This window comes from Dyella agri, assembly GCF_044904705.1.
GTDB lineage: Bacteria > Pseudomonadota > Gammaproteobacteria > Xanthomonadales > Rhodanobacteraceae > Rhodanobacter_A > Rhodanobacter_A agri.
Genome location: NZ_JADIKL010000002.1, coordinates 617,143 through 637,120, shown reverse-complemented (window position 1 = coordinate 637,120; position 19,978 = coordinate 617,143). Strand labels below are relative to the sequence as shown.

Annotated in this window: 20 protein-coding genes; 13 read left to right on the top strand and 7 right to left on the bottom strand. The window is 67.8% G+C overall.

Going from position 1 to position 19,978, the window contains the following annotated elements:
• Positions 1-69: 69 nt before the first annotated feature.
• Both ISP14_RS05330 and secB read right to left on the bottom strand, forming a co-directional pair.
• Complete coding sequence (locus ISP14_RS05330; RefSeq protein ID WP_404536865.1) at positions 70-1,092, bottom strand: NAD(P)H-dependent glycerol-3-phosphate dehydrogenase; 1,023 nt, start codon at positions 1,090-1,092, stop codon at positions 70-72.
• Positions 1,093-1,101: 9 nt separating this feature from the next.
• The gene (gene secB, locus ISP14_RS05325; protein WP_404536864.1) at positions 1,102-1,614 is read right to left on the bottom strand and encodes a protein-export chaperone SecB; all 513 of its coding nucleotides are present in this window, start codon (positions 1,612-1,614) and stop codon (positions 1,102-1,104) included.
• Between the two features lie 292 nt (positions 1,615-1,906).
• On the opposite strand from secB, the gene rpmB reads away from it, so the two are divergent.
• From rpmB to ISP14_RS05310, 3 genes are all read left to right on the top strand, one after another.
• The gene (gene rpmB / locus ISP14_RS05320) at positions 1,907-2,143 is read left to right on the top strand and encodes a 50S ribosomal protein L28 (protein ID WP_192107688.1); all 237 of its coding nucleotides are present in this window, start codon (positions 1,907-1,909) and stop codon (positions 2,141-2,143) included.
• 11 nt (positions 2,144-2,154) lie between these two features.
• Positions 2,155-2,322, top strand: a complete 168-nt coding sequence (gene rpmG / locus ISP14_RS05315) for a 50S ribosomal protein L33 (RefSeq protein ID WP_181303365.1) — start codon at positions 2,155-2,157, stop codon at positions 2,320-2,322.
• A 239-nt stretch (positions 2,323-2,561) separates the two neighbouring features.
• Positions 2,562-3,083: a DUF3016 domain-containing protein gene (locus ISP14_RS05310; RefSeq protein WP_404536863.1), complete on the top strand. Its 522-nt coding sequence runs from the start codon at positions 2,562-2,564 to the stop codon at positions 3,081-3,083.
• Positions 3,084-3,154: 71 nt separating this feature from the next.
• On the opposite strand, the gene ISP14_RS05305 is transcribed toward ISP14_RS05310, so the two are convergent.
• A complete protein-coding gene (locus tag ISP14_RS05305) occupies positions 3,155-4,345 on the bottom strand; it encodes a DesA family fatty acid desaturase (RefSeq protein WP_404536862.1) in 1,191 nt (396 codons plus the stop codon).
• 170 nt (positions 4,346-4,515) lie between these two features.
• Here ISP14_RS05305 and ISP14_RS05300 point away from each other — a divergent pair, with 170 nt between their 5' ends.
• The 6 genes from ISP14_RS05300 (at position 4,516) to ISP14_RS05275 (ending at position 9,727) form a co-directional block, all read left to right on the top strand.
• The gene (locus tag ISP14_RS05300) at positions 4,516-5,274 is read left to right on the top strand and encodes an ABC transporter ATP-binding protein (protein WP_404536861.1); all 759 of its coding nucleotides are present in this window, start codon (positions 4,516-4,518) and stop codon (positions 5,272-5,274) included.
• Between the two features lie 274 nt (positions 5,275-5,548).
• Complete coding sequence (locus ISP14_RS05295; protein ID WP_404536859.1) at positions 5,549-6,289, top strand: ABC transporter permease; 741 nt, start codon at positions 5,549-5,551, stop codon at positions 6,287-6,289.
• Positions 6,289-7,644 (top strand): GldG family protein, encoded by a 1,356-nt coding sequence (locus ISP14_RS05290; protein WP_404536858.1) that lies wholly within the window; start codon positions 6,289-6,291, stop codon positions 7,642-7,644. Before ISP14_RS05295 ends, ISP14_RS05290 begins: the two co-directional genes overlap by 1 nt.
• Positions 7,641-8,132 carry a hypothetical protein gene (locus ISP14_RS05285; RefSeq protein ID WP_404536856.1) on the top strand — a complete coding sequence of 164 codons (492 nt, stop codon included), beginning with the start codon at positions 7,641-7,643 and terminating at the stop codon, positions 8,130-8,132. The genes ISP14_RS05290 and ISP14_RS05285 overlap by 4 nt, the downstream gene beginning before the upstream one ends.
• Positions 8,132-8,959, top strand: coding sequence for a bifunctional DNA-formamidopyrimidine glycosylase/DNA-(apurinic or apyrimidinic site) lyase (mutM, locus tag ISP14_RS05280; RefSeq protein WP_404536855.1), 828 nt, complete (start codon positions 8,132-8,134; stop codon positions 8,957-8,959). Before ISP14_RS05285 ends, mutM begins: the two co-directional genes overlap by 1 nt.
• Before the next feature lie 168 nt (positions 8,960-9,127).
• A complete protein-coding gene (locus tag ISP14_RS05275; RefSeq protein WP_404536852.1) occupies positions 9,128-9,727 on the top strand; it encodes a nitroreductase family protein in 600 nt (199 codons plus the stop codon).
• A gap of 75 nt (positions 9,728-9,802) precedes the next feature.
• Here ISP14_RS05275 and ISP14_RS05270 read toward each other — a convergent pair whose 3' ends face one another.
• From ISP14_RS05270 to ISP14_RS05260, 3 genes are read right to left on the bottom strand one after another with little or no spacing between them, the layout of a single operon-like run.
• On the bottom strand, positions 9,803-10,576 hold the full coding sequence (locus tag ISP14_RS05270; protein WP_404536851.1) for a hypothetical protein: 774 nt from the start codon (positions 10,574-10,576) through the stop codon (positions 9,803-9,805).
• A 60-nt stretch (positions 10,577-10,636) separates the two neighbouring features.
• Positions 10,637-11,356, bottom strand: a complete 720-nt coding sequence (locus ISP14_RS05265) for a thymidine kinase (protein ID WP_404536850.1) — start codon at positions 11,354-11,356, stop codon at positions 10,637-10,639.
• A gap of 18 nt (positions 11,357-11,374) precedes the next feature.
• On the bottom strand, positions 11,375-12,718 hold the full coding sequence (locus ISP14_RS05260) for an NAD(P)/FAD-dependent oxidoreductase (protein WP_404536849.1): 1,344 nt from the start codon (positions 12,716-12,718) through the stop codon (positions 11,375-11,377).
• A 113-nt stretch (positions 12,719-12,831) separates the two neighbouring features.
• Between ISP14_RS05260 and ISP14_RS05255 the strand changes: the two genes are divergently transcribed.
• On the top strand, positions 12,832-14,811 hold the full coding sequence (locus ISP14_RS05255) for a UvrD-helicase domain-containing protein (RefSeq protein WP_404536848.1): 1,980 nt from the start codon (positions 12,832-12,834) through the stop codon (positions 14,809-14,811).
• A gap of 144 nt (positions 14,812-14,955) precedes the next feature.
• Entirely contained in the window at positions 14,956-16,545 is a 1,590-nt protein-coding gene (locus ISP14_RS05250; RefSeq protein ID WP_404536847.1) for a tetratricopeptide repeat-containing sulfotransferase family protein, read from the top strand.
• Between the two features lie 9 nt (positions 16,546-16,554).
• Here the strand turns inward: ISP14_RS05250 and ISP14_RS05245 are convergent, their stop codons facing one another.
• A complete protein-coding gene (locus ISP14_RS05245; protein WP_404536846.1) occupies positions 16,555-17,589 on the bottom strand; it encodes an AI-2E family transporter in 1,035 nt (344 codons plus the stop codon).
• A 125-nt stretch (positions 17,590-17,714) separates the two neighbouring features.
• Here ISP14_RS05245 and ISP14_RS05240 point away from each other — a divergent pair, with 125 nt between their 5' ends.
• Both ISP14_RS05240 and ISP14_RS05235 read left to right on the top strand, forming a co-directional pair.
• Positions 17,715-18,584 (top strand): 5'-nucleotidase, lipoprotein e(P4) family, encoded by an 870-nt coding sequence (locus ISP14_RS05240; RefSeq protein WP_404536845.1) that lies wholly within the window; start codon positions 17,715-17,717, stop codon positions 18,582-18,584.
• A gap of 347 nt (positions 18,585-18,931) precedes the next feature.
• Positions 18,932-19,885, top strand: a complete 954-nt coding sequence (locus ISP14_RS05235) for a hypothetical protein (RefSeq protein WP_404536843.1) — start codon at positions 18,932-18,934, stop codon at positions 19,883-19,885.
• The last annotated feature ends 93 nt before the right edge of the window (positions 19,886-19,978 follow it).

The following is a 19,978-nucleotide window of genomic DNA, read 5'->3' as shown; positions in this document are numbered from 1 at the left end:
CCAAAACGCCGAGCTTAGCAGGCCTGTAGCGGAGTTCGCGTGTCGGGATGCGCGTTCGCGCGCCAGGGCTCAGCTGTTGCCGAACAGGCCGTGCGGGTATTCGGGCTTCTGCTCGCGCGCCATCAGCATCTTCAGCCCTTCGGCCGGGGTGACTTCGCCGTGCAGCACGGCGCGCACACCGGCGCTGATCGGCAGGTCCAGCGCATGCTGGTCGGCCAGCCGGGCCACTTCGTCGGCGGTGAGCACGCTTTCCACCACCTGGCCGATCTGGCGCACCGCCTCGTCGATAGCGACGCCCTTGCCCAGCGCCAGGCCCAGCCGGCGGTTGCGCGAGAGGTCGCCGGTACAGGTGAGCACCAGGTCGCCGAGGCCGGACAGGCCGATCAAGGTCTCCGGCCGCGCGCCCAGCGCCACACCGAGGCGCAACATCTCGTTCATGCCGCGGGTGATCAGGCCAGCACGCGCATTGAGGCCCAGTTCCATGCCGTCGGCGATGCCGGTGGCTACCGCCAGCACATTTTTCATCGCGCCGCCGAGTTCCGCGCCAAGCATGTCGCGGCCGGAATAGGCGCGCAGGTTCGGCGCGTGCAGCAAGCCGGCGAGGCGTTGCGCGTAGGCATCGTCCTCGGAATGCACGGTGACCGCGCTGGGCAGGCCTGCCGCCACTTCCTTGGCGAACGAGGGTCCGGTGATCACCGCGGCCGGGCGGCCCGGCAGGCGCCGTGTCACCAGCTCGTGCAGGAAGCGCCCGGTACCCGGCTCGAAGCCCTTGGTGGCCCAGGCGATCGCCGTACCGTCATCGAGCAGCGGAGCGACATCGTCCAGCATCGCGGCGAAGGCGTGGCTGGGCACCACCAGCAGCACGATGCCGGCGCCGCGCACCGCGCTGGCCAGGTCCGGCTCGTAGGCCAGTGCCGCCGGCAGCTCGATGCCGGGCAGGTAGCGCTGGTTGCAACGCGCCGCGGCCATCGCCGCCAGCGCGTCCGGATCGCGGCCCCACAAGCGGGTCGGTACGCCGTTGCGCGCCGTCAAGGCGGCGAGCGCCGTGCCCCAGGAGCCGGCACCGAGTACCGCCAGGGTCGGATGCGTCATGCGGCGTGCTCAGCTGTTGAGCGTGACCGGTGCGTCCCCGCCGCCGGACATGCGGCGCTGCTGTTCGGCGTACAGAGCGTCGAAGTTGATCGGCTGCAGCAGGAAGGGCGGGAAGCCGCCTTCCAGCACCATCGAGGAAATCACCTGGCGTGCGTACGGGAACAGCAGGTTCGGGCAGTAGCTGCCGATCACCCCGGAACGATCGCCCTCGGCGAAGCCGGAGATGCTGAACAGGCCGGCCTGCTCCACCTCGGCGAGGTAGGCGGTGCGCTCGCCCAGCGTGCAGGTCAGGGTGACGCTGAGCACCACTTCGTACAGGTCGTTGCCGAGGTCCATGGCCTTGTGGCCCAGGTTCAGCTGCACCTGCGGCGCGGCCTGGTCGCTCTCGCCGCTGAACTCCTGGAAGATCTGCGGCGCGCCCGGCACCTCGAAGGAAACGTCCTTCACGTAGATCTTCTGCAGCACCAGCTGCGGCGCGTTGCCCTGCGCGCTGGCCTGGCCGTTGGCGATGACTTCTGCCATGGGAATCCCTCTATAGGTCTGGCGTCAAAAGAGGCTGATTGTTTCATACCTGCCGTCCCCGTGCATACGCGCCGGGGCGCGGGCCGGCCCGGTGGATTGCGCACAGGCCTGTTTCTGCGGGATAATGCGCGGCTTGTCACTGCCGACCCGAGCCATTCGGGGAGCCCGCTACGCGATACGGGCCTCGCGGCGAAGCAAGCGCAACACCCTCCAGCATCGCGTGGCGCATGGCGCCGCTGGGCCGATGTCGCCCTGGCCAACGGGCGGTCAACAGAATATTACGGAGCTCATCATGGCCCGCATTTGCCAAGTCACCAAGAAGGGTGTGCAGACCGGCAACAACGTCTCGCACGCGAACAACAAGACCCGCCGCCGCTGGCTGCCGAACCTGCACGAGCGTCGCTTCTGGGTCGCCAGCGAGAACCGCTGGGTCAAGCTGCGCGTTTCCAACCACGCGCTGCGCACCATCGACAAGAAGGGCATCGAGGCCGTGATCGCCGAGCTGCGTGCCCGCGGTGAGAAGGTCTAAGGAGAACAGTCATGGCTAAGGGTGCAAACGACAAGATCCGCCTGATTTCTTCGGCCGGTACCGGCCACTTCTACACCACGCAGAAGAACAAGAAGAACACGCCGGAAAAGTTCGAGTTCAAGAAGTACGATCCGGTCGTGCGCAAGCACGTGATCTACAAGGAAGGCAAGATCAAGTAATTGATCGCCGCTTCCGGAAAAACCCGCCCAAGTGGCGGGTTTTTTTGTGGCTGCCATCCATGGCAGCACCTTTCGGCCCATCCCCGACGCGGCGTCGGAATAGCGGTCCGGACGATTTTCTTGCCGATGCAGCTGAACCGGGCGCGCGTACCACCACACCATCGGTACACCACGGCAAAGCAGCGGCGTTATGGTTTGCATCCGGGCGACACCGCCCACCCTCGCCGGAGGAAACCGCCATGAACCGCCGCATCGTCCTGCACGTGCTGCTCGCCGCCTTCGCGCTGCTCGGAGCGCCCGCGATGGCGAAAGATGCCGTGCCCACAAACGTCACCGTCACCTACGACCACCCCGAGCAGTTCAGCGAAACACGCAAGCTGCGCTCGATGGCGCCCCAGCTTGGCAGCGACGATTACCTGAATATTCTCAAGTCGTACATCGAGACCCGTGCCGGCAAGATGCTACCGCCCGGCGAACACCTGGCCGTCGTGGTGACCGACATCGACCGCGCCGGCAACTTCGAGCCGTGGCGTCCCGGTCCGTTGCAGAACGTACGCATCGTCAAGGACATCTATCCGCCGCGCATCGACCTGCGCTTCCAGTTGCTCGACGCCAACGGCGGGGTGCTGCGCGAAGGTACGCGCAAACTGCGCGACCCGGCCTTCCTTTCCGACAGCATCAATACATCGGTCAGTGACGGCCTGCGCTACGAAAAAGCATTACTCGACCGCTGGCTGCGCAAGGGACCGGACCAGCTCTGAGGTCCCCGCCCGCACAAACAAAAGGCCCGCCTTGATGGCGGGCCTTTTTATAGCAAAGCGCCGATGCCCGGTCAGGCGGCGACTGCGTAGCTCTTGAGCTTGGCTGCGAAGTCCTGCAGCGCGCGGATACCGCTCTGCTCGGCCTCGACGATCCACTGCTGCAGCCCCTTCAACGTCTGCTCGGCGCCACGCTGCTCCATCAGGGCGGCGAGGCGGTTGCGGAAGTCACACACAACGCGCAGGTTCGGGCGCTTGGCCAGCACGGCCTGCAGCTTGCTGCTGCCGTCGCTATCCAGCCAACGACCGCCGTCGGCCAGCGCGCGGCGCATGCGGCGCGGCACGGCCTTGATGCTTTCGCCGGCGTGGGCCGCTTCGTCGCGCAAGGTGGGCACGATCACGCCGCGGTAGTAATCGGTCATCGCCTGGAAGCGATGGGTCAGCACCGCCTTCAGCGTCTCGGCGTCGGGCAGCGGTACGTTGGGGCGCACGTCCAGCGTGGGCGCCACGCGCAGCACCTTGGCCAGGCCCACGGAGCGCAGACCGCAGATCACCGCCCAGCCGATGTCGAATTCCCACTTGCGCAGCGCGAACTTCGCCGAGCTGGGGAAGGCGTGGTGGTTGTTGTGCAGCTCTTCGCCGCCGATCCAGAAGCCCCACGGCAACAAGTTGCGCGAGGTGTCGGCACTCTCGAAGTTGCGGTAGCCGGCCCAGTGGCCGATGCCGTTGACGAAGCCGGCGGCCCAGAACGGGATCCAGATCATCTGCACGGCCCAGATCGCCGCGCCGATCACGCCGAACAGCGCGATGTCGATCACCACCATCAACGCCGGGCCCCAGTAGGGATGGGCGCCGTAGACCTTGTGCTCGACCCAGTCGTCCGGCGTACCGCGACCGTACTGCTGCATGTCTTCCTTGGAGTGGCAGGCGTCGCGGTACAGCGACACGCCGTCCCAGAACACCTTCTTGATGCCGTAGATCACCGGGCTGTGCGGATCTTCCTCGGTCTCCACCTTGGCGTGGTGCTTGCGATGCACCGCCACCCACTCCTTGGTGACCATGCCGGTGCTGAGCCAGCCCCAGAAGCGGAAGAAATGCGCCAGCGCCGGGTGGAAGTCCACGCCGCGATGGGTCTGGCTGCGGTGCAGGTACAGCGTCACCGTGAAGATGGTGAGCTGGGTCGCCACCAGCAGGTAGACCAGCATGCCGACCCAGCTGGCGTGCATCAGGCCGCTGGACAGGAAGTTCAGCACGGTATCGGACATCGGGAGGGAACTCGGGTGAAAGTAAGGGCAGTCTAGAAGGGGTTTGCCATACCCGCCAGCATGTTAGGGCACGCCGACTTGCGCTTTCGTTAAGCCGCTCCGGTCCAGACATCGCCGGTCCGTGACCGCGGCCGGTTGTGTGAAGATGGGGCCGCATCGACAATCGCGCAATGACTTCCGTCAACTCCGCGCCACCCGTGCTGCAACTCGACCGCATCGCCCGCCGCCGCGCCGGACGCGTGGCCGTGCAAGACCTCGATCTGGCACTGGCGCGCGGCCAGGTGCTGGGCCTGCTGGGCGTCAACGGCGCGGGCAAGTCCACCACGCTGTCGATGGTCGCCGGCGCCTTGCGCCCCGATAGCGGCGCCATTCGCCTGAACGGCGAGGATTTCCTGGAACGTCCCGAACTGGCGCGCCGCCTGATCGGCTGGCTACCCGAGCGCGCGCCGGTATGGCCGGAACTCACCGTGACCGAACACCTGGACGCCCACGGCCGACTGCGCGGCCTGGGTGGCGCAGCCTTGCGCACCGCCCGGACAGCCATCGTCGAACGGCTGGAACTCGAACCGCTGGCGCGGCGGCTGGCGGGCGTGCTTTCGCAGGGCCAGCGCCAGCGCCTGGGCCTGGCCTGCGCGCTGCTGCACCGCCCCGCCCTGCTGGTGCTGGACGAACCGGCCAACGCACTCGACCCGGTGCAGGTCACCGCGCTGCGTACGCTGATCCGCGAGCAGGCCGCCGCCGGCACTGCGGTAATCCTGTCCACCCACGTGCTGGTCGAAGTCACTGCGGTGTGCGACCGCGTGGCGATCCTGCACGAGGGCCGCCTGCGCCACGATGGCCCGGTGCGCGCCGATGACCACGCCGCGCTGGAGCGCCGCTTCTTCGAGATCGCCATGCAAGGCACCAGCCCGGCGGCCCGCGCCGCATGATAGAGCCTGCTCATGATCTCCAAGCGCCCCGCGCCGGGAACTGTTTGCGCGCAGGCCAAGGAAGAGCGAGGGAGTGGACGTCCGTCCACGACCGAGTGATGACGCAGGCATGGGGGCAAACAGACCCGGCCCCATGGGTGGCCATCGAGTGGCCGCCATGCAGCAGCGCGCGGCTTGGCCTGCCAGCCAGGCAGGCGCTGCACCACGCACCACCACTTGACGGCCACTCGATGACCACGCGGGGCACTTGGAGACCATGAGCAGGCTCTTTTCAATGATCCGTCTCGAAACGCGCCGCCTGCGCGTGCAACCGCTGACCTGGGTGCTGCTGGCGCTGAGCCTGGCCTGGCTGGGCTGGTGCTTCACCCGCCTGCTCGGCGAATTCCTGGCCGGCGAGATCCAGCGCGCGGCGCAACCGGATAGCCCCGGCTACGTGGATCTGGTGGCCGTGCCGCTGCTGGGCCAGCTCGGGGAATTGGCCCTCCTGGTGGTGCCGCTGCTCGGCATGTCCACGCTGGCCGGCGAACGCCGCAACGGTACCTTGCCGCTGCTGTTCGCCGCCGGCGTACCCGCCTCGCGCATCGTGCTGGGCAAGTACGCCGTGCTGCTGCTGTGGCTGCTGCTATGGCTGCTGCTGGCCTTGGCGATGCCGCTTTCGCTCGCGCATGCCACCACGCCGGACTGGGGCAAGCTGGCCGCCGCCACGCTCGGCATCGCCCTGATGCTCGCCGCGCTCGCTGCGCTTGCCATCGCGGCCTCCGCCTTCACCACGCACCCGGCGATCGCCGCCGTGGTGGCCTTGCTGCTGGGGCTGGCCTTGTTGACGGTGAACTTCGGCGCGCAGCTGGCCGGCTTCGACAATGGCGCCATCAACTGGCTGGCGATGAGCACGCACGTGCAAAACCTGCTGCGCGGACTGGTCTCCACGACGGACATCCTGTGGTTCCTGCTGCTGATCGCGGTATGCCTCGCGCTGGCTACCCGCCGGCTCGCGGCCGACAAGGAGCGCGGCTGATGCAGCGTCTGTGGAAACGCCTCGACGGCTGGTTGTTTGCGCTGCTGTTGCTCATCGGCGCGGGTGCCATCGGCTACCTCGGCACGCGCTATGCGCACGTGGCCGACTGGACCGCGAACGGCCGCTTGAGCCTATCGCCGCAGAGCCGCGCCGTGCTGGCGAAACTGGACGGTCCGGTCGAAATCGTCAGCTACGCAAAACCGCAAGGCGACCTGCGCGCCGCGATCGCCGGCTTCCTGCAGCGTTACCAGCAGGTCAAGCCCGACCTCGCGCTGCGCTTCGTCGATCCGCAGCAGGACCCGGCCAAGATGCGCGAGCTGGGCATCGGCGTGGACGGCGAGCTGATCCTGCATTACCGCGGCCACCAACAGCGGCTCACTGAGCTTTCCGAAAGCAGCGTCACCAACGCGCTGGAACGGCTGATCCGCGGCAACGACCGCATCGTCGCCTTCGTCACCGGCGACGGCGAACGCCTGCCCGGCGGCCAGGGCAACGCCGACATGGGCACGCTGATGGGTCAGCTCGCGGAGAGCGGCCTGCGCGCGGTGCCGCTGAGTTTCGCGCAGGCGACCGCCGTGCCGCAGGGCACGGACCTCGTGGTGTTGGCCAGCCCCACCGAAGCGCTGCCCGCGGGTGCGGTGCGGGCGCTGGTCGCCTACGTGCAGGACGGCGGCAACCTGCTATGGCTGCGCGATCCGGCGAACGGCGACCTCGGCCTCGCGCCGCTGGCCGATGCGCTGGGCATCCAGGTGCTGCCGGGCGTGCTGGTGGATGGCGGCGGCGCCGCGCTCGGCCTCGACGACCCGCGCCTGCTGGCGGTGGGCATGTATCCGCCCAACCCGATCACCCGCGGCTTCCAGCTCGCCACACGCTTCCCGCAGGTCGCCGCGCTGGCGCGCACCGGCGCGGGCGGCTGGACGGCCACGCCGCTGCTGCGCTCCAGCGCGCAGAGCTGGACCGAATTCCATCCCATCGATAACGCGCACCCTTCGGCCATCCGTTACGACGCCGCAGCCGGCGAGTTCAAGGGCCCGCTGGACTTCGCCTTCGCGCTGGACCGGCTCTCGCCCAGCCCGGACAAGCGCGAGCAGCGCGCGGTAGCGGTCGGCGACGGCGACTTCCTCTCCAACGCCTATCTCGGCGAAGGCGGCAACCGCGCGCTGGGCGAACGCATCTTCAACTGGCTGCTCGGCGACGATGCGCTCATCAACGTGCCGCACGAAGGCGTGCCTGATCGCGTGCTGCGCATCGACCAGGCCGAACTCAACGTCGCCAGCATCGGCTTCATGGTGGTCTTGCCGTTGCTGCTGCTCGCGATCGGCGGCCTGATCGCCTGGCGCCGGCGCCGCGCATGACGCGTGCCGCGCGTTCACGCCTGCTGATGCTGCTCGGCGCGACCGTGTTGGTCGCACTGGCGCTTTGGCAATGGCAGAACGATGCACGCGACGCCCCAGGCAACCTGCTCGCGCTCGACCCGGCGGCGGTCACGCAGGTGACGCTGCAACTCGGCAACGCGGCCACCGCGAACTACACGAAACATGACGGCCACTGGTGGCGCGACGACGGCCGGCGCGAGGATGATCGCTACCTCGAAACGCTGGTCGAAGCCGCAGGCGCGCCGGTGCTGGAATGGCGCGCCATCGGCGACTTCGACGCCGCGAAGATCGGCCTCGCGCCGCCCAAGGCCGTGCTCGCGTTGGACGGCCATCGCCTCGCCTTTGGCGCGATGTCCGCCACCGGGCCACAGTGCTATGTGCAGGTGGGCGAGCGCGTGGCACTGGTATCGCTGCGCTTCATGCCGCAGGCACCACAGCAGAAGCAGCAAAACCTCGGCTTGCACTGATGCCCGAACTGCCCGAAGTCGAAACCACCCGCCGCGGCATCGAACCGCACCTGGTCGGCCGCCGGGTGACGGCCGTGACCCTGCGCCGACCGGATCTGCGCTGGCCGATTCCACGCGAAGTCTCCGAGCTGCTGCCCGGTCAACGCATCGATGCCGTGGAACGCCGCGCGAAATACCTGCTGCTGCATACCGAGGCCGGCAGCGCGCTGCTGCACCTGGGCATGAGCGGCATGCTGCGCGTGCTGCCGCCGGACGTGCCCGTCGGCCCGCACGACCACGTGGACATCGTGCTTGCGCGCGGCGCACACGCAGGTCCGCGCGTGTTGCGCTTCACCGATCCTCGCCGCTTTGGCTGCCTGCTCTGGCAGGCGCCCGGCACCACCCACGCGCTGCTGGCGAAACTCGGCCCCGAGCCGCTCACCGATGCTTTCGACGGTGACCTGCTGTGGCAGTTGTCGCGCGGCCGTAGCGCGGCAGTGAAGCTGTTCCTGATGGACAATGCCATCGTGGTGGGCGTGGGCAACATCTACGCCAGCGAGGCGCTGTTCGCCGCCGGCATCGATCCGCGCCGCGAAGCCGGCAGCGTGTCGCGCGCCCGCTACGCGCGGCTGGCCGCCGAGGTGAAGCGCATCCTGGCCTGGGCCATCGAACGCGGCGGCACCACGCTGCGCGACTTCCTCGCCCCCGACGGTGCGCCGGGCTATTTCTTCCGCGAACTGATGGTCTACGGGCGCGCGGGTGAGCCGTGCAAGGTATGCGGCACGGCGATCCGGCAAGTGACGCTGGGGCAGCGTTCGACGTTCTGGTGCCCGCGCTGCCAGCGCTAGGGCGTCCTGCGAGCCGGCGTTTCCCACGGGAAACAGAGTAACCACGGATTGCCGGCTACCCGGCACCGCGCGGCGCGTCCAACATAAGCGCCATCCCGGACACGCACACGAGATCGGAACGGCCCTCCGTTCCGCGGGTTCGGCTTTTCCTTTCGTGGAGGAATCCCCATGAGCAACGCCGTAATCGAACACTTCAAGAAGCGTCGCACCCAGTACGCGCTGGGCCGCAACGTGGGCATGGACAAGGCTGCGCTGAATCACCTCATCAAGGACGCCATCAAGCACACGCCGTCGTCGTTCAATTCGCAGAGCTCGCGTGCGGTGATCCTGTTCGGCGAGCAGAGCGTGAAGTTCTGGGCGCTGGCCAAGGATGCACTGGCCAAGATCGTGCCGGCCGAGGCTTTTGCGCAGACCGCCGCCAAGCTGGACAGCTTCGCCGCCGGCGTGGGCACCGTGCTGTTCTATGAAGACCAGGACGTAGTGAAAGGCCTGCAGGAGAAGTTCGCGCTGTATGCGGACAATTTCCCGGTGTGGTCCGAGCAGTCGGCCGGCATGGCGCAGTTCGCGGTGTGGCTGGCGCTGACCGACGCCGGCATCGGCGCCAGCCTGCAGCACTACAACCCGCTGGTGGATGACGCCGCCCGCGCGACCTGGAGCATCCCGGCATCGTGGAAGCTGCGTGCGCAGATGCCGTTCGGCTCGCACGAAGCCGGCTTCGGCGAGAAGGCCTTCATGGACGATAGCCAGCGCTTCATCGACGCGGGCTGAGATTCGCTCGCATCATGCTTGCGAAGAGGGCGGCCCATGGCCGCCCTCTTCGCTTTCTGCAGGTAGCGACGCCGGTCAGAACGGCCAGCGGAATGCCACGTGCCGGTTGTTGAACTCCGGATCGTCGAAGCGGCCGCCGGGCTGCGCGATCAGCACCTGCTCCATGCCCTCCACTTCCAACGCTTGCCCCGCGACGAAGCGGACGCCCAGCGCCTGCATCTCCACCAGCTTCTCGCACAGCGCGCCGACGCGATCCAGCTCCTGCGGCGGCACCTGGCGAAAGCTCAGGTCGGGGCGGCCGAACTTGCGCATGCCGCGGGTGTGCACGTGCGAGCGTCCGCCGTCCGCCTCGTCGCTGCGCAGGATCAGCACATGATTGCGCGGTGGCGCGCCGTCCTTCACCAGGTACCGCTCCCGCCACGCCTCCACGTCGAACAGGGAGAGAATCTGCGGATCGAGGATGGCGCGGCCGCCGATGTCGAGCAGGGCGGCGAGCACGCCCAGCGTGTCGCGCAGGTAGTCGAGGCTGGCGCCGTCCGGCAGCTGGCCGCGGATCACCAGCACATCGGGCGCGATGCGTGCCTGTTCGAACGTCTCGGGCACCTCGTCGCGCAGGATCTCACCCAGCGTGCCGGCCAGCGGGTAGCCCTCCCACTTGCGCAGTTCCAGATTCTGGAAGCGTTGCAGGCTCACACCCTCGGGCAGGCCGGGGCTGCCGTAGCGCATGGCCGGGATCACCAGCTCGCGCTCGAACTTGCCGAACACGTAGAACTGCAGCAGCGCGTCCTCGTCGGCGCCAGGTTGCCAGTAGGGGCGCAGCCACTCGGGGGTTTGCTGTGCTTCGGTCATCTGTCTGCCTTGGAAAAACCTGGGTAACTTGTGTCGAAAAATCCGCGAGGCGCGGATTCTTCAGTGCCGCTCGCCCAAGGGCAGCACGCTCTGCTGCAACTCGATGCGGCCGTGGCCTTCGGTGATCTTCTTGAACTCGGCGCGGCTCACCGAGACATAGCGGTCGTTGCCGCCGATCTCAACCTGCGGGCCGTCGGTGACCGCGCGGCCCTGTTCGTCCACGCGCACCACCATGGTGGCTTTGCTGCCGCTGTGGCAGATCGTCTTGATTTCCTGCAGCTCGTCGGCCCAGGCCAGCAAATAGCCACTGCCCTCGAACAGCTCACCGCGGAAGTCGGTGCGCAGGCCGTAGGCCAGTACCGGGATACGCAGCCGGTCCACCACGTCGGTGAGCTGCCACACCTGCGCGCGGGTAAGGAACTGCGCCTCGTCCACGAACACACAGTTGAGCCTGCCGTGCGCGGCGATGTCGGCCTCGACCAGGGCGAGCAGGTTCTCCTCACCGGCGAAGCGCCGTGCATTCGCCTTCAGCCCGATGCGCGAGGCCACCACACCCATGGGGTAGTCCGCAGCCGCAGGCGGCGCCCCTTTTCCCTCTCCCGCCTGCGGGAGAGGGTGGCGCGCAGCGCCAGGAGAGGGCATCTCCCGCGTGCGAGTATCGATCGCCGGCGTGAGGATCAGCGTCCGCATGCCGCGCTCGTGGTAGTTGTACGCACTCTGCAGCAGCGTGGTGGTCTTGCCGGCGTTCATTGCCGAGTAATAGAAATAGAGCTTGGCCATGGCGCCGATGGTACCGCGTCAGGCCTCGTCCACCGGCAAGGTGCCGCCGCTGAAACGGGTTTTCGCCTGCGCCAGCCGCTCGCGGCGCTCAGCCAGCCAGCCCCGGCGATCGCGCAGCGCACAGACCAGGTACACCAGCCGGAACAGCTGGATGCGCCACCACACCGGGAACGAATCGAACACGTCGCCCGCCAGCATCGAGGTGACACCCTGCTCCATCTTCCACTTGCGGCTGGGGTGGCGGAACAGCCACTGCATCGCCGGCCCGTTGAAGCGGTAGATGAAGAACGCGAAGCGCCGCATGCCCTTGCGCTGGCGCCGTTCCAGGGCGCGCAGCAGCGCTTTCTCGCGATGGGGTTCGCGCAGCGCCTGATCGACCAGCGCGGCGGCCCGCTCGGCACCGCTCATCGCCAGGTACACGCCGGAGGAGAACACCGGGTCGAGGAAGGCGAACGCGTCGCCGACCAGAACCCAGCCCGGCCCGCCCATGCATGCGGCGTCGTAGGCGTAGTTGCCGGTAACGCGCACCTCGTCGCCGATCAGCTCGGCCCGCTCCAGCCGCCGCCACAGCGCTGGCGCCTGCTGCAGCGTTTCCCGCAGAAAGTCCACCGTGCGGCCCTTGCGCTGCTTGAGATAGTCCGGCCGGCACACCGCGCCCACACTGGTCACGCCGTCGGGCAGCGGGATCAGCCACATCCAGCCGTGCGCGAAGCTGTAGATGCTGATGTTGCCCGCGTCCGCGCCCTCGCGCCGCTCGACACCGTGGAAGTGGCCAAAGATCGCCGCGCTCTGGTGTTCCGCGTTCCGGCGCTTGAGCTTCTTCTTGCCGGCGAGGAAGGCGTCGCGGCCGCTGGCGTCGATCACGTAGCGCGCCCGTATGCGGCAATGGCCGCCGTCGTCGCGGCGCACGTCCAGCCAGGACTCGCGCGGCCCGGCCTGCTCGACGCGCAGCACCTCGTGGCCCTCGCGCGCATCCGCGCCGGCCTCGCGCGCATGTTCGAACAGCATCCGGTCGAAATCCTGCCGCCACACCTGGAAGGCGTGCGGCGGGCTGCGTCCGACCACCTCGCTGAAGGCGTAGGTGTTGTAGCCGCGCTCGTTGTCCGCCTCGAAATCGGCGCCAGCCTTATGCACGCCCAGCGCGCGCACCTTCTCCAGCACGCCCAGCCGCTCGAACACCGGCAGGTTCATCGGCAGCAGCGACTCGCCGATGTGGAAGCGCGGGTGGCGCTCCTTCTCCAGGGCGATCACCTGGTAACCCTGCCGCGCCAGCAACGTCGCCGCTGTGCTGCCGGCCGGGCCGCCGCCGATCACCACCACGTCGCATGGTTCGACGTCCCTTTCATCCAGCCGATCCGTCATGCTGCGTCCTTCGTATTTCGCCACCCTGGCGATTGGTCCGCCAATTATGACCGGCCTGGTCCGGCGCGTCCGCTCTGCTACCATCGGCCGCCGCTCACGCATTGCCTCGATCCATGCTCAACCCGCAGCAATTGGCCGCCGTCGAACACTGCGACACCCCGCTGCTGGTGCTGGCCGGCGCCGGCTCCGGCAAGACCAGCGTGATCACCCAGAAGATCGCCCACCTGATCCAGCGGCGGAAGCTGCCGGCGGCGAAGATCGCCGCGATCACCTTCACCAACAAGGCCGCGCGCGAAATGCGCGAACGTGTGGGCAAGCTGATCAGCAGCGAGGACGCCGCCTCGCTCACCGTGTGCACCTTCCACGCGCTGGGGCTGAAGTTTCTGCAGATCGAGCACGCGCGCGCCGGCCTGCGCCGCGGCTTCTCGGTGCTGGACGCGGACGACAGCGAAGGCATCGTCAAGGAACTTGCGCCCAAGGGCGTCAAGCCGGACGTGCTGTTCGGCCTGCGCAACCTGCTGAGCCGCGCCAAGAATGCCGGCCTGTCGCCGGAAGAAGCGCTGGCCGCCGCGCGCAGCCCGCGCGAGCTGGAAGCAGCGACGATCTACGACATGTACCAGCAGCGCCTGGCCGCCTTCAATGCAGTCGACTTCGACGACTTGATCCGCCTGCCGCTGCGCATCCTGGAAAGCGATACCGAGTGCCGCGACGCCTGGCGCGAACGCCTGCGCTACCTGTTGGTCGACGAATACCAGGACACCAACGACGCGCAGTACCGCCTGTTGAGGGCGCTGGCCGGCGAGCGCGGCCGCATCACCTGTGTGGGCGACGACGACCAGTCGATCTATGCCTGGCGCGGCGCCAACCCCGAGAACATCGACCAGCTCGGCCGCGACTGGCCCGAGCTGCGCGTGATCAAGCTGGAACAGAACTACCGCTGCGGCAAGCGCATCCTGCGCGCGGCGAACAAGCTGATCGCCAACAACCCGCACCTGCACGAAAAGAAGCTGTGGAGCGAGCACCCGGAAGGCGCGCCGATCCGCGTGCTGGAGTGCAAAGAGGCCGAGCACGAGGCCGAGAAGATCGCCTCGCTCGCCGCCACCCTGGCCGAAAAGCACAAGGCGCGCTGGCACGACATCGCCATCCTCTACCGCGGCAACTTCCAGGCGCGGCCGCTGGAAAAGGCACTGCGCCTGGCGCGGGTGCCTTATCACCTCACCGGCGCGCTGAGCTTCCTCGACCGCGCCGAGGTGAAGGACCTGCTCTGCTACCTGCGCCTGCTGACCAACCCCAGCGACGATGCCGCCTTCCTGCGCGTGGTGAACGTGCCCAAGCGCGAGATCGGCGCCACCACGCTGGAAAAGCTGGGCCAGCTGGCGCAGTCAAAACACTGTTCGCTGCTGGAAGCCAGCCGCAGCGACGGCGTGCTGCGCCAGCTCACGCCGCGCCCGGCCGCCGCCCTGGCCGCGTTCTCCGACCTGCTCGACGAGCTGCGCAGCGCCTCGCTGCACGAAAGCGCGGCGGATCTGGTCGAACGCATCCTTAAGCGCACCGGCTACGCGGCGCAGCTCGCCGCCGCCACGCCCGATCCGTCCGTGCGCGAGCGCAAGCTCGGCAATCTGCAGGAACTCGCCGACTGGTTCCGCGCGATGCAGAAGGGCAACAGTGCCGGCGACCTCGCCGCCCAGCTCGCCCTGCTCAGCCATGCCGACCGCGACGATCCCGGCAACGCCGTGCGCATGATGACGCTGCACGCAGCCAAGGGCCTGGAGTTCCGCTTCGTCTTCATCGTGGGCTGCGAGGACGGCACCCTGCCGCACGACGGCGCCATTGACGAGGGCCGGATCGACGAGGAGCGCCGCCTGATGTACGTGGGCATTACCCGCGCGAAGGAGCTGCTCACCTTGTCCTGGTCGGCGAAGACGAAGCGCTACGGCGAGGTGCATAGCAACCAGCCCAGCCGCTTCCTGCACGAATTGCCGCAGGACGACCTGCACTGGCAGGGCAAGGACCCCGAGGCGGACAAAGAAGCGGTGCGCGAGACCGCCGAATCGCACATGGCGCGGATCAAGGCGATGCTGGCCGGTACGTGACCCCCCGCCCGGCACCGCCACCCGGCGGCCACGAGGCAGGGCAAACCGAGGCAGGCCCCCTGCCCGTTGACATCCACGCCCGGGTGCCTTTCAGTGTGCCGATGGCGGCCGGCCTCTTCCCTTCCCCGGCGCCAGGGGGATTCCGTGATCGACTCGACCCGGGCTTTCAGCAAGCTCGTCGCTGCCTTCAACCAGAACGACTGGCCGCGCGTGCAGCAACGCGCCATCCAGGTGCTCGCCGCCGCTCCGGATGATGCGCGCGCGCACTTCATGATCGGCGTGGCCCTCGTGCAGATGCAGTACGTGCAGCACATGCCGAAGGCGCTGGAACACCTGCTGAAGGCCACCCACCTGGAGCCACGCCGCGCCGACTACACCGCGCAATACGCAAAAGCGCTGGCGCTGGCGCGCCGATTCCGCGAGGCGCGCCTGGTCGCGGACCGCGCGATGACCTTGTCGCCCAGTGATGGGCACACCCTGGATACGCTGGGCATGGTCTACCGGCAGGCCAACGCCTTGATGCAGTCGGCCAACGCCTTCCGCCGCGCCGTGACGCTGACGCCCGAGCACGCGATCGCCCATCTCAACCTCGCCTACGCCCTGAATGCCCTCGGCGATGTCGAAGGCGCCGAGCACGAACTGGAAACCTGCATCCGGCTCGAGCCGCGCCACTGGTACGCGCACGTACTGCTCGCCCAGCTGCAGCGACAGACCGCGGAACACAACCACGTCGCACGGATGCGCGAGTTGTTGCAGCAGCACGGCAACGATCCCGGCGCGCAGCTGTTGCTCAACATCGCGCTGGGCAAGGAATGCGACGATCTCGCCGACTACCCGGCCGCGTTCGGACACTACACACAGGGCAAGGCAGCCGGCCGCCGCATGCGGCCTTACACGTTCGCGCGCGACGAGGCGATGTTCGACGCGTTGGTCCGGGCCTTTCCCGCCGCCGACGCGGACGCCGCCACGGGCGACCCCACGAACGAGCCGATCTTCATCATCGGCATGCCGCGCACCGGCACCACCTTGCTGGACCGCGTGCTCTCCAGCCATCCCGACGTGCGGTCCGCCGGCGAACTGCAGAACTTCCCCACCCTGATACAGCGGGCCTCGGGGTGTCCCACCGCCTTGCTGGGCGAGGCCGACCTCGTCGCACGCACCCAGCACATCGACTGGCGGCAGCTCGGCGAAGCCTATCTCGCCAGCACCCGGCCGGTGAGCGGCGAAACGCCCCGCTTCATCGACAAGATGCCGCACAACTTCCTCTACGCCGGCTGGATCGCCCGCGCGCTGCCAAACGCGAAGATCGTCTGCCTGCGGCGCAACCCGCTGGACACCTGCATCGGCAACTTCCGCCACCTGTTCGACCAGGAATCGGGCTTCTACGACTATTCCTTCGACCTCAGCGATATCGGTCGCTACGTCATCCAGTTCGACCGCCTGATGGCGCACTGGCGCAAGGTGCTGCCCGGCCGCATCCACGAAGTGCGCTACGAATCGCTGGTGGAAAACACCGAAGCCGCCACGCGCGAACTGCTGGACTTCTGCGGACTGCCCTGGGACGACGCCTGCCTGCGTTCGGAGAGCAATACCACGCCGGTCAACACGCCCAATGCCTGGCAGGTGCGCGCGCCGATCTACCAGCGTGCGATCGGCCACTGGCGACACTACGAACCCCAGCTGCGCGATCTGCGCTGGCTGCTGGCCGGCGCCGGCATCGGGGATGCAAGCTGAGCCGCTGCCTCAGATCAAGCGCTGCGCTTCCAGCTCGCCCTTGAGATAGGCGTAGTAGATCGGCGCGGCGATCACGCCGGGCAGGCCGAACGCGGCCTCCAGCAGCAGCATGGCGATCAGCAGCTCCCATGCCTGCGCATGGATCTGCGAGCCCACGATGCGGGCGTTGAGAAAGTATTCCAGCTTGTGGATCAGGATCAGGAAGCCGAGCGCGGCGATGCCCACGCCCAGCGACACCGACAACGCAGCGATGGTGATGGCGGTGTTGGAAAGCAGGTTGCCGACCACCGGCAGCAGCCCGACGATGAAGGTGATCGCCACCAGGGTTTTCGAAAGCGGCACGTGGATGCCCAGCAGCGGCAGCACGCCAAGCAGGAAGATCGCGGTGAGCACGGTGTTGACCAGCGAGATCTTGATCTGCGCGAACACGATGTCGTGGAACGCCACGGCCAGGCGCTGACAGCGCTGGCCCAGCGCCGCCGCCAGCGGCCCCACCTGGTGCGCCGGACGGGTGCGGCTGAGCGCGACGATCGCACCCAGCACCAACCCGATCAGGATGTGCACCGATACACGCGCCGCGCCCTTGCCCGCCGTCTGCAAGGTCGTCGCGTGCTTGCTGGCCAGCGCGAGCAAGCCGTCGCGCAAGTCGTCCACGCTGTCCGGCAGATGATCGACCAGCATCACCGGCAGCTGCTGGCGCGCCTTGTCCACCAGTGGCATCAGCTGTTGCTGCCACAGCAGCTCGGAGTTGCCCAGCTCGCTGCGGAAGAAGCTGACCGCGCCGAGGATCAGCAGCACCAGCAACCCCACCACCACCGCGCCCAGCACCGCCACCACCACCATCCGCGCGCGGTCGCCCGAAATGCGACGCCCCAGCAGCGGCACCGCCGTCTGTACCAGTTCGTACACCAGCAGGCCCGCCAGCAGGGCTGAGAGCAGGTGCAGCTGCAACACCATCCACAGCGCCAGCGCCGCCAGCACGTAGCTGGTGGCACGGATGGCGGGTGAGCCGGCGCGGGGCGCGGCGGGCGTCGGATCGTTCATGCAGGTTCCGGCGATGGGGGATGATCGCCAGTCTGTCAGCCGGCGACGGCGGCAGCCAGCCCCGGACACACCGCTGTCGTAAAATCCTGCAAGACTCGCCGCCCCTTTCCGGAGATACCCGTCTCATGCGACTCCATCTGCCGCTGGCCCTGGCCGCCTCCGCCCTGCTTGCCGGCTGCGCCGCCACGCCGTCACGTCCTGCCGCGGCCCCGATGGCAGCGGCGGCCGCCGACGACAACCTCAACGCAGTGGCGTGGACGCAGACCGCGATCGAGCACGATCTGATCTACTTGCAGACCTATCGCGAAGCCCAGTCGCACCTGCTGGCCGCCTTGCGCGACCCGCAATGGGATGCGTTGTCAAAGGAGGATCGCGCGGCGCCCGTCACGGGCTTGCCGCCCGCGGTAGTGCTGGACATCGACGAGACCGTGCTGGACAACTCCCCCTACCAGGCGCGGCTGGTGAAGAGCGGTGGCCAGTACGACGAGGCCAGCTGGGCGGCGTGGTGCAAGGAGGAACGCGCCCGCGCGATGCCCGGTGCACTGGCCTTCACCCAATTCGCCGCAGCGCACGGCGTCGCGGTGATCTACCTGTCCAACCGCGCCACCGACCTGGACACGGCCACCTTGGCAAATCTGCGCAAGCTGGGCTTTCCGGTAGCCGGCCCCGCGGCCTTCCTCGGGCTAGGCACAGTGCTACCCGGCTGCGAGCAAATCGGCACTGAGAAGGGTTGCCGCCGGCAGCTGGTGAGCCAGAAGTACCGCGTGCTGATGCAGTTCGGCGACCAGCTCGGCGATTTCGTCGATGTCGTTGCGAACACCGAGGCGGGCCGCAAGCAGGCCATCGACGGCTACATGGGCTGGATCGGCACGCGCTGGTTCGTGCTGCCCAATCCCACCTACGGCTCCTGGGAGCCGGCACTGTTCAACAACGACTGGAGCGCGCCACCGGCGGTGCGGCGCCAGCAGAAGCTGGACGCTCTGCGCTACAACTAATAAAAACAAATAGTTATAGCGAATAACAAAAGTATTGCCTTAGATTTAACAGCCAAGTAATATCTGTCGTGCCTACCTGCTGCTGACCTCCAGTTTCTGCAGGCAAGGCCATTTCCCTTCCGGCCCTGCCGGATTGCCCCGTGAGGCTCACGCCCGCGGGGTTTTCTTTAGGTGTCTCGGCCATCCGGCCGCGGATGTTCAAACGGGTGGCCACCCATAGCCGCACAATCGAACAGGATGCCGCAAATTCCTGCGGTCGACCCTTGTCCCCCTTTGCAACGCCGCTTACCCTGACCCGTCGTTGCGCCGGTCGGCGCCCCATTTCTCCCGCATCGCGAGATCTGCCCATGCGTTTCCACTCCCTTCGCCACGCCCTGCTGCCCCTGTTCGCCGTGCTGGCGCTGGCCGCGTGCCACAGCAAGGACGAGGCCTCGCAGGTCGGCGGCAGCACGCCGGAAGCGGCCGTGCAAGGCTCGATCGACCTGCTCAAGGCTGGCAACTTCGACGGTCTGTGGAAGCACGCTTTGCCGCCCGCCGACTACGCCACCCTGCGCACGGACTGGAGCCGCCACACCGCCGCGAACCAGCCGCCGGTCAGCGCCGCGGACAAGGCGAAATTCGACGAGGCCGTGCAGAAGCTCACCGGCCCCGACGCGGAGAACAAGCTCTATGCCGAGATGCAGCCCAAACTCGGCCAGATGGAGCAGCAGTACAAGGACCAGCTGCCAGTGATGATCAGCGTGGGCGACGCCCTGCTGAAGAACGGCGTAGCGCAGAACAAGAACCTGGACAGCGAACAGAAGGCCCAGGCGAACCAGCTGCTCGACGTACTGGCGCCGTGGGCGCAGCAGGCGCCGTGGTTCGACCAGGCCAGGGCGAAGCAGGCGGTGGGTGTGGTGGTCGCCACCGCGCGCAAGCTCGATCTCAAGAGCCCGGAGCAGCTGCGCACGATGGACTTCGATACGGCAATGGCGAAATACACCACCGGCTACGCCGGCCTCAAACAGCTGCTGACGATCTACGGTTTGTCGGTGGACGAGGCGCTGGACTCGGTCAAGCTCAGCACCCTCTCCAACAAGGATGGCCGTGCGGTGGTGAAGATCGACTACACCTTGCTCGGCAAGCCGCTGTCCGCCGAATCGACCCTGGTGCAACAGGACGGCCGCTGGTACAGCGAGTCGCTGATCAGCAGCGTGCGTGAGGCGCACGAGCGCCTGCAGCAGCCGGCGGCGGCCGGCAGTACGGCGCTGGCGGCGCTTCCGGCCCCGGCCGTGGCTGCCAGCGCCGCCACGAAAAACTGAGAGTCCGCCCCCTTCCCCGCGGGGCAGGGGGATCAGGAGCGTCCCCTCCACACGCCCGAGCATGGTTTTCCGGGCAAGCCACTAGAATAGGCG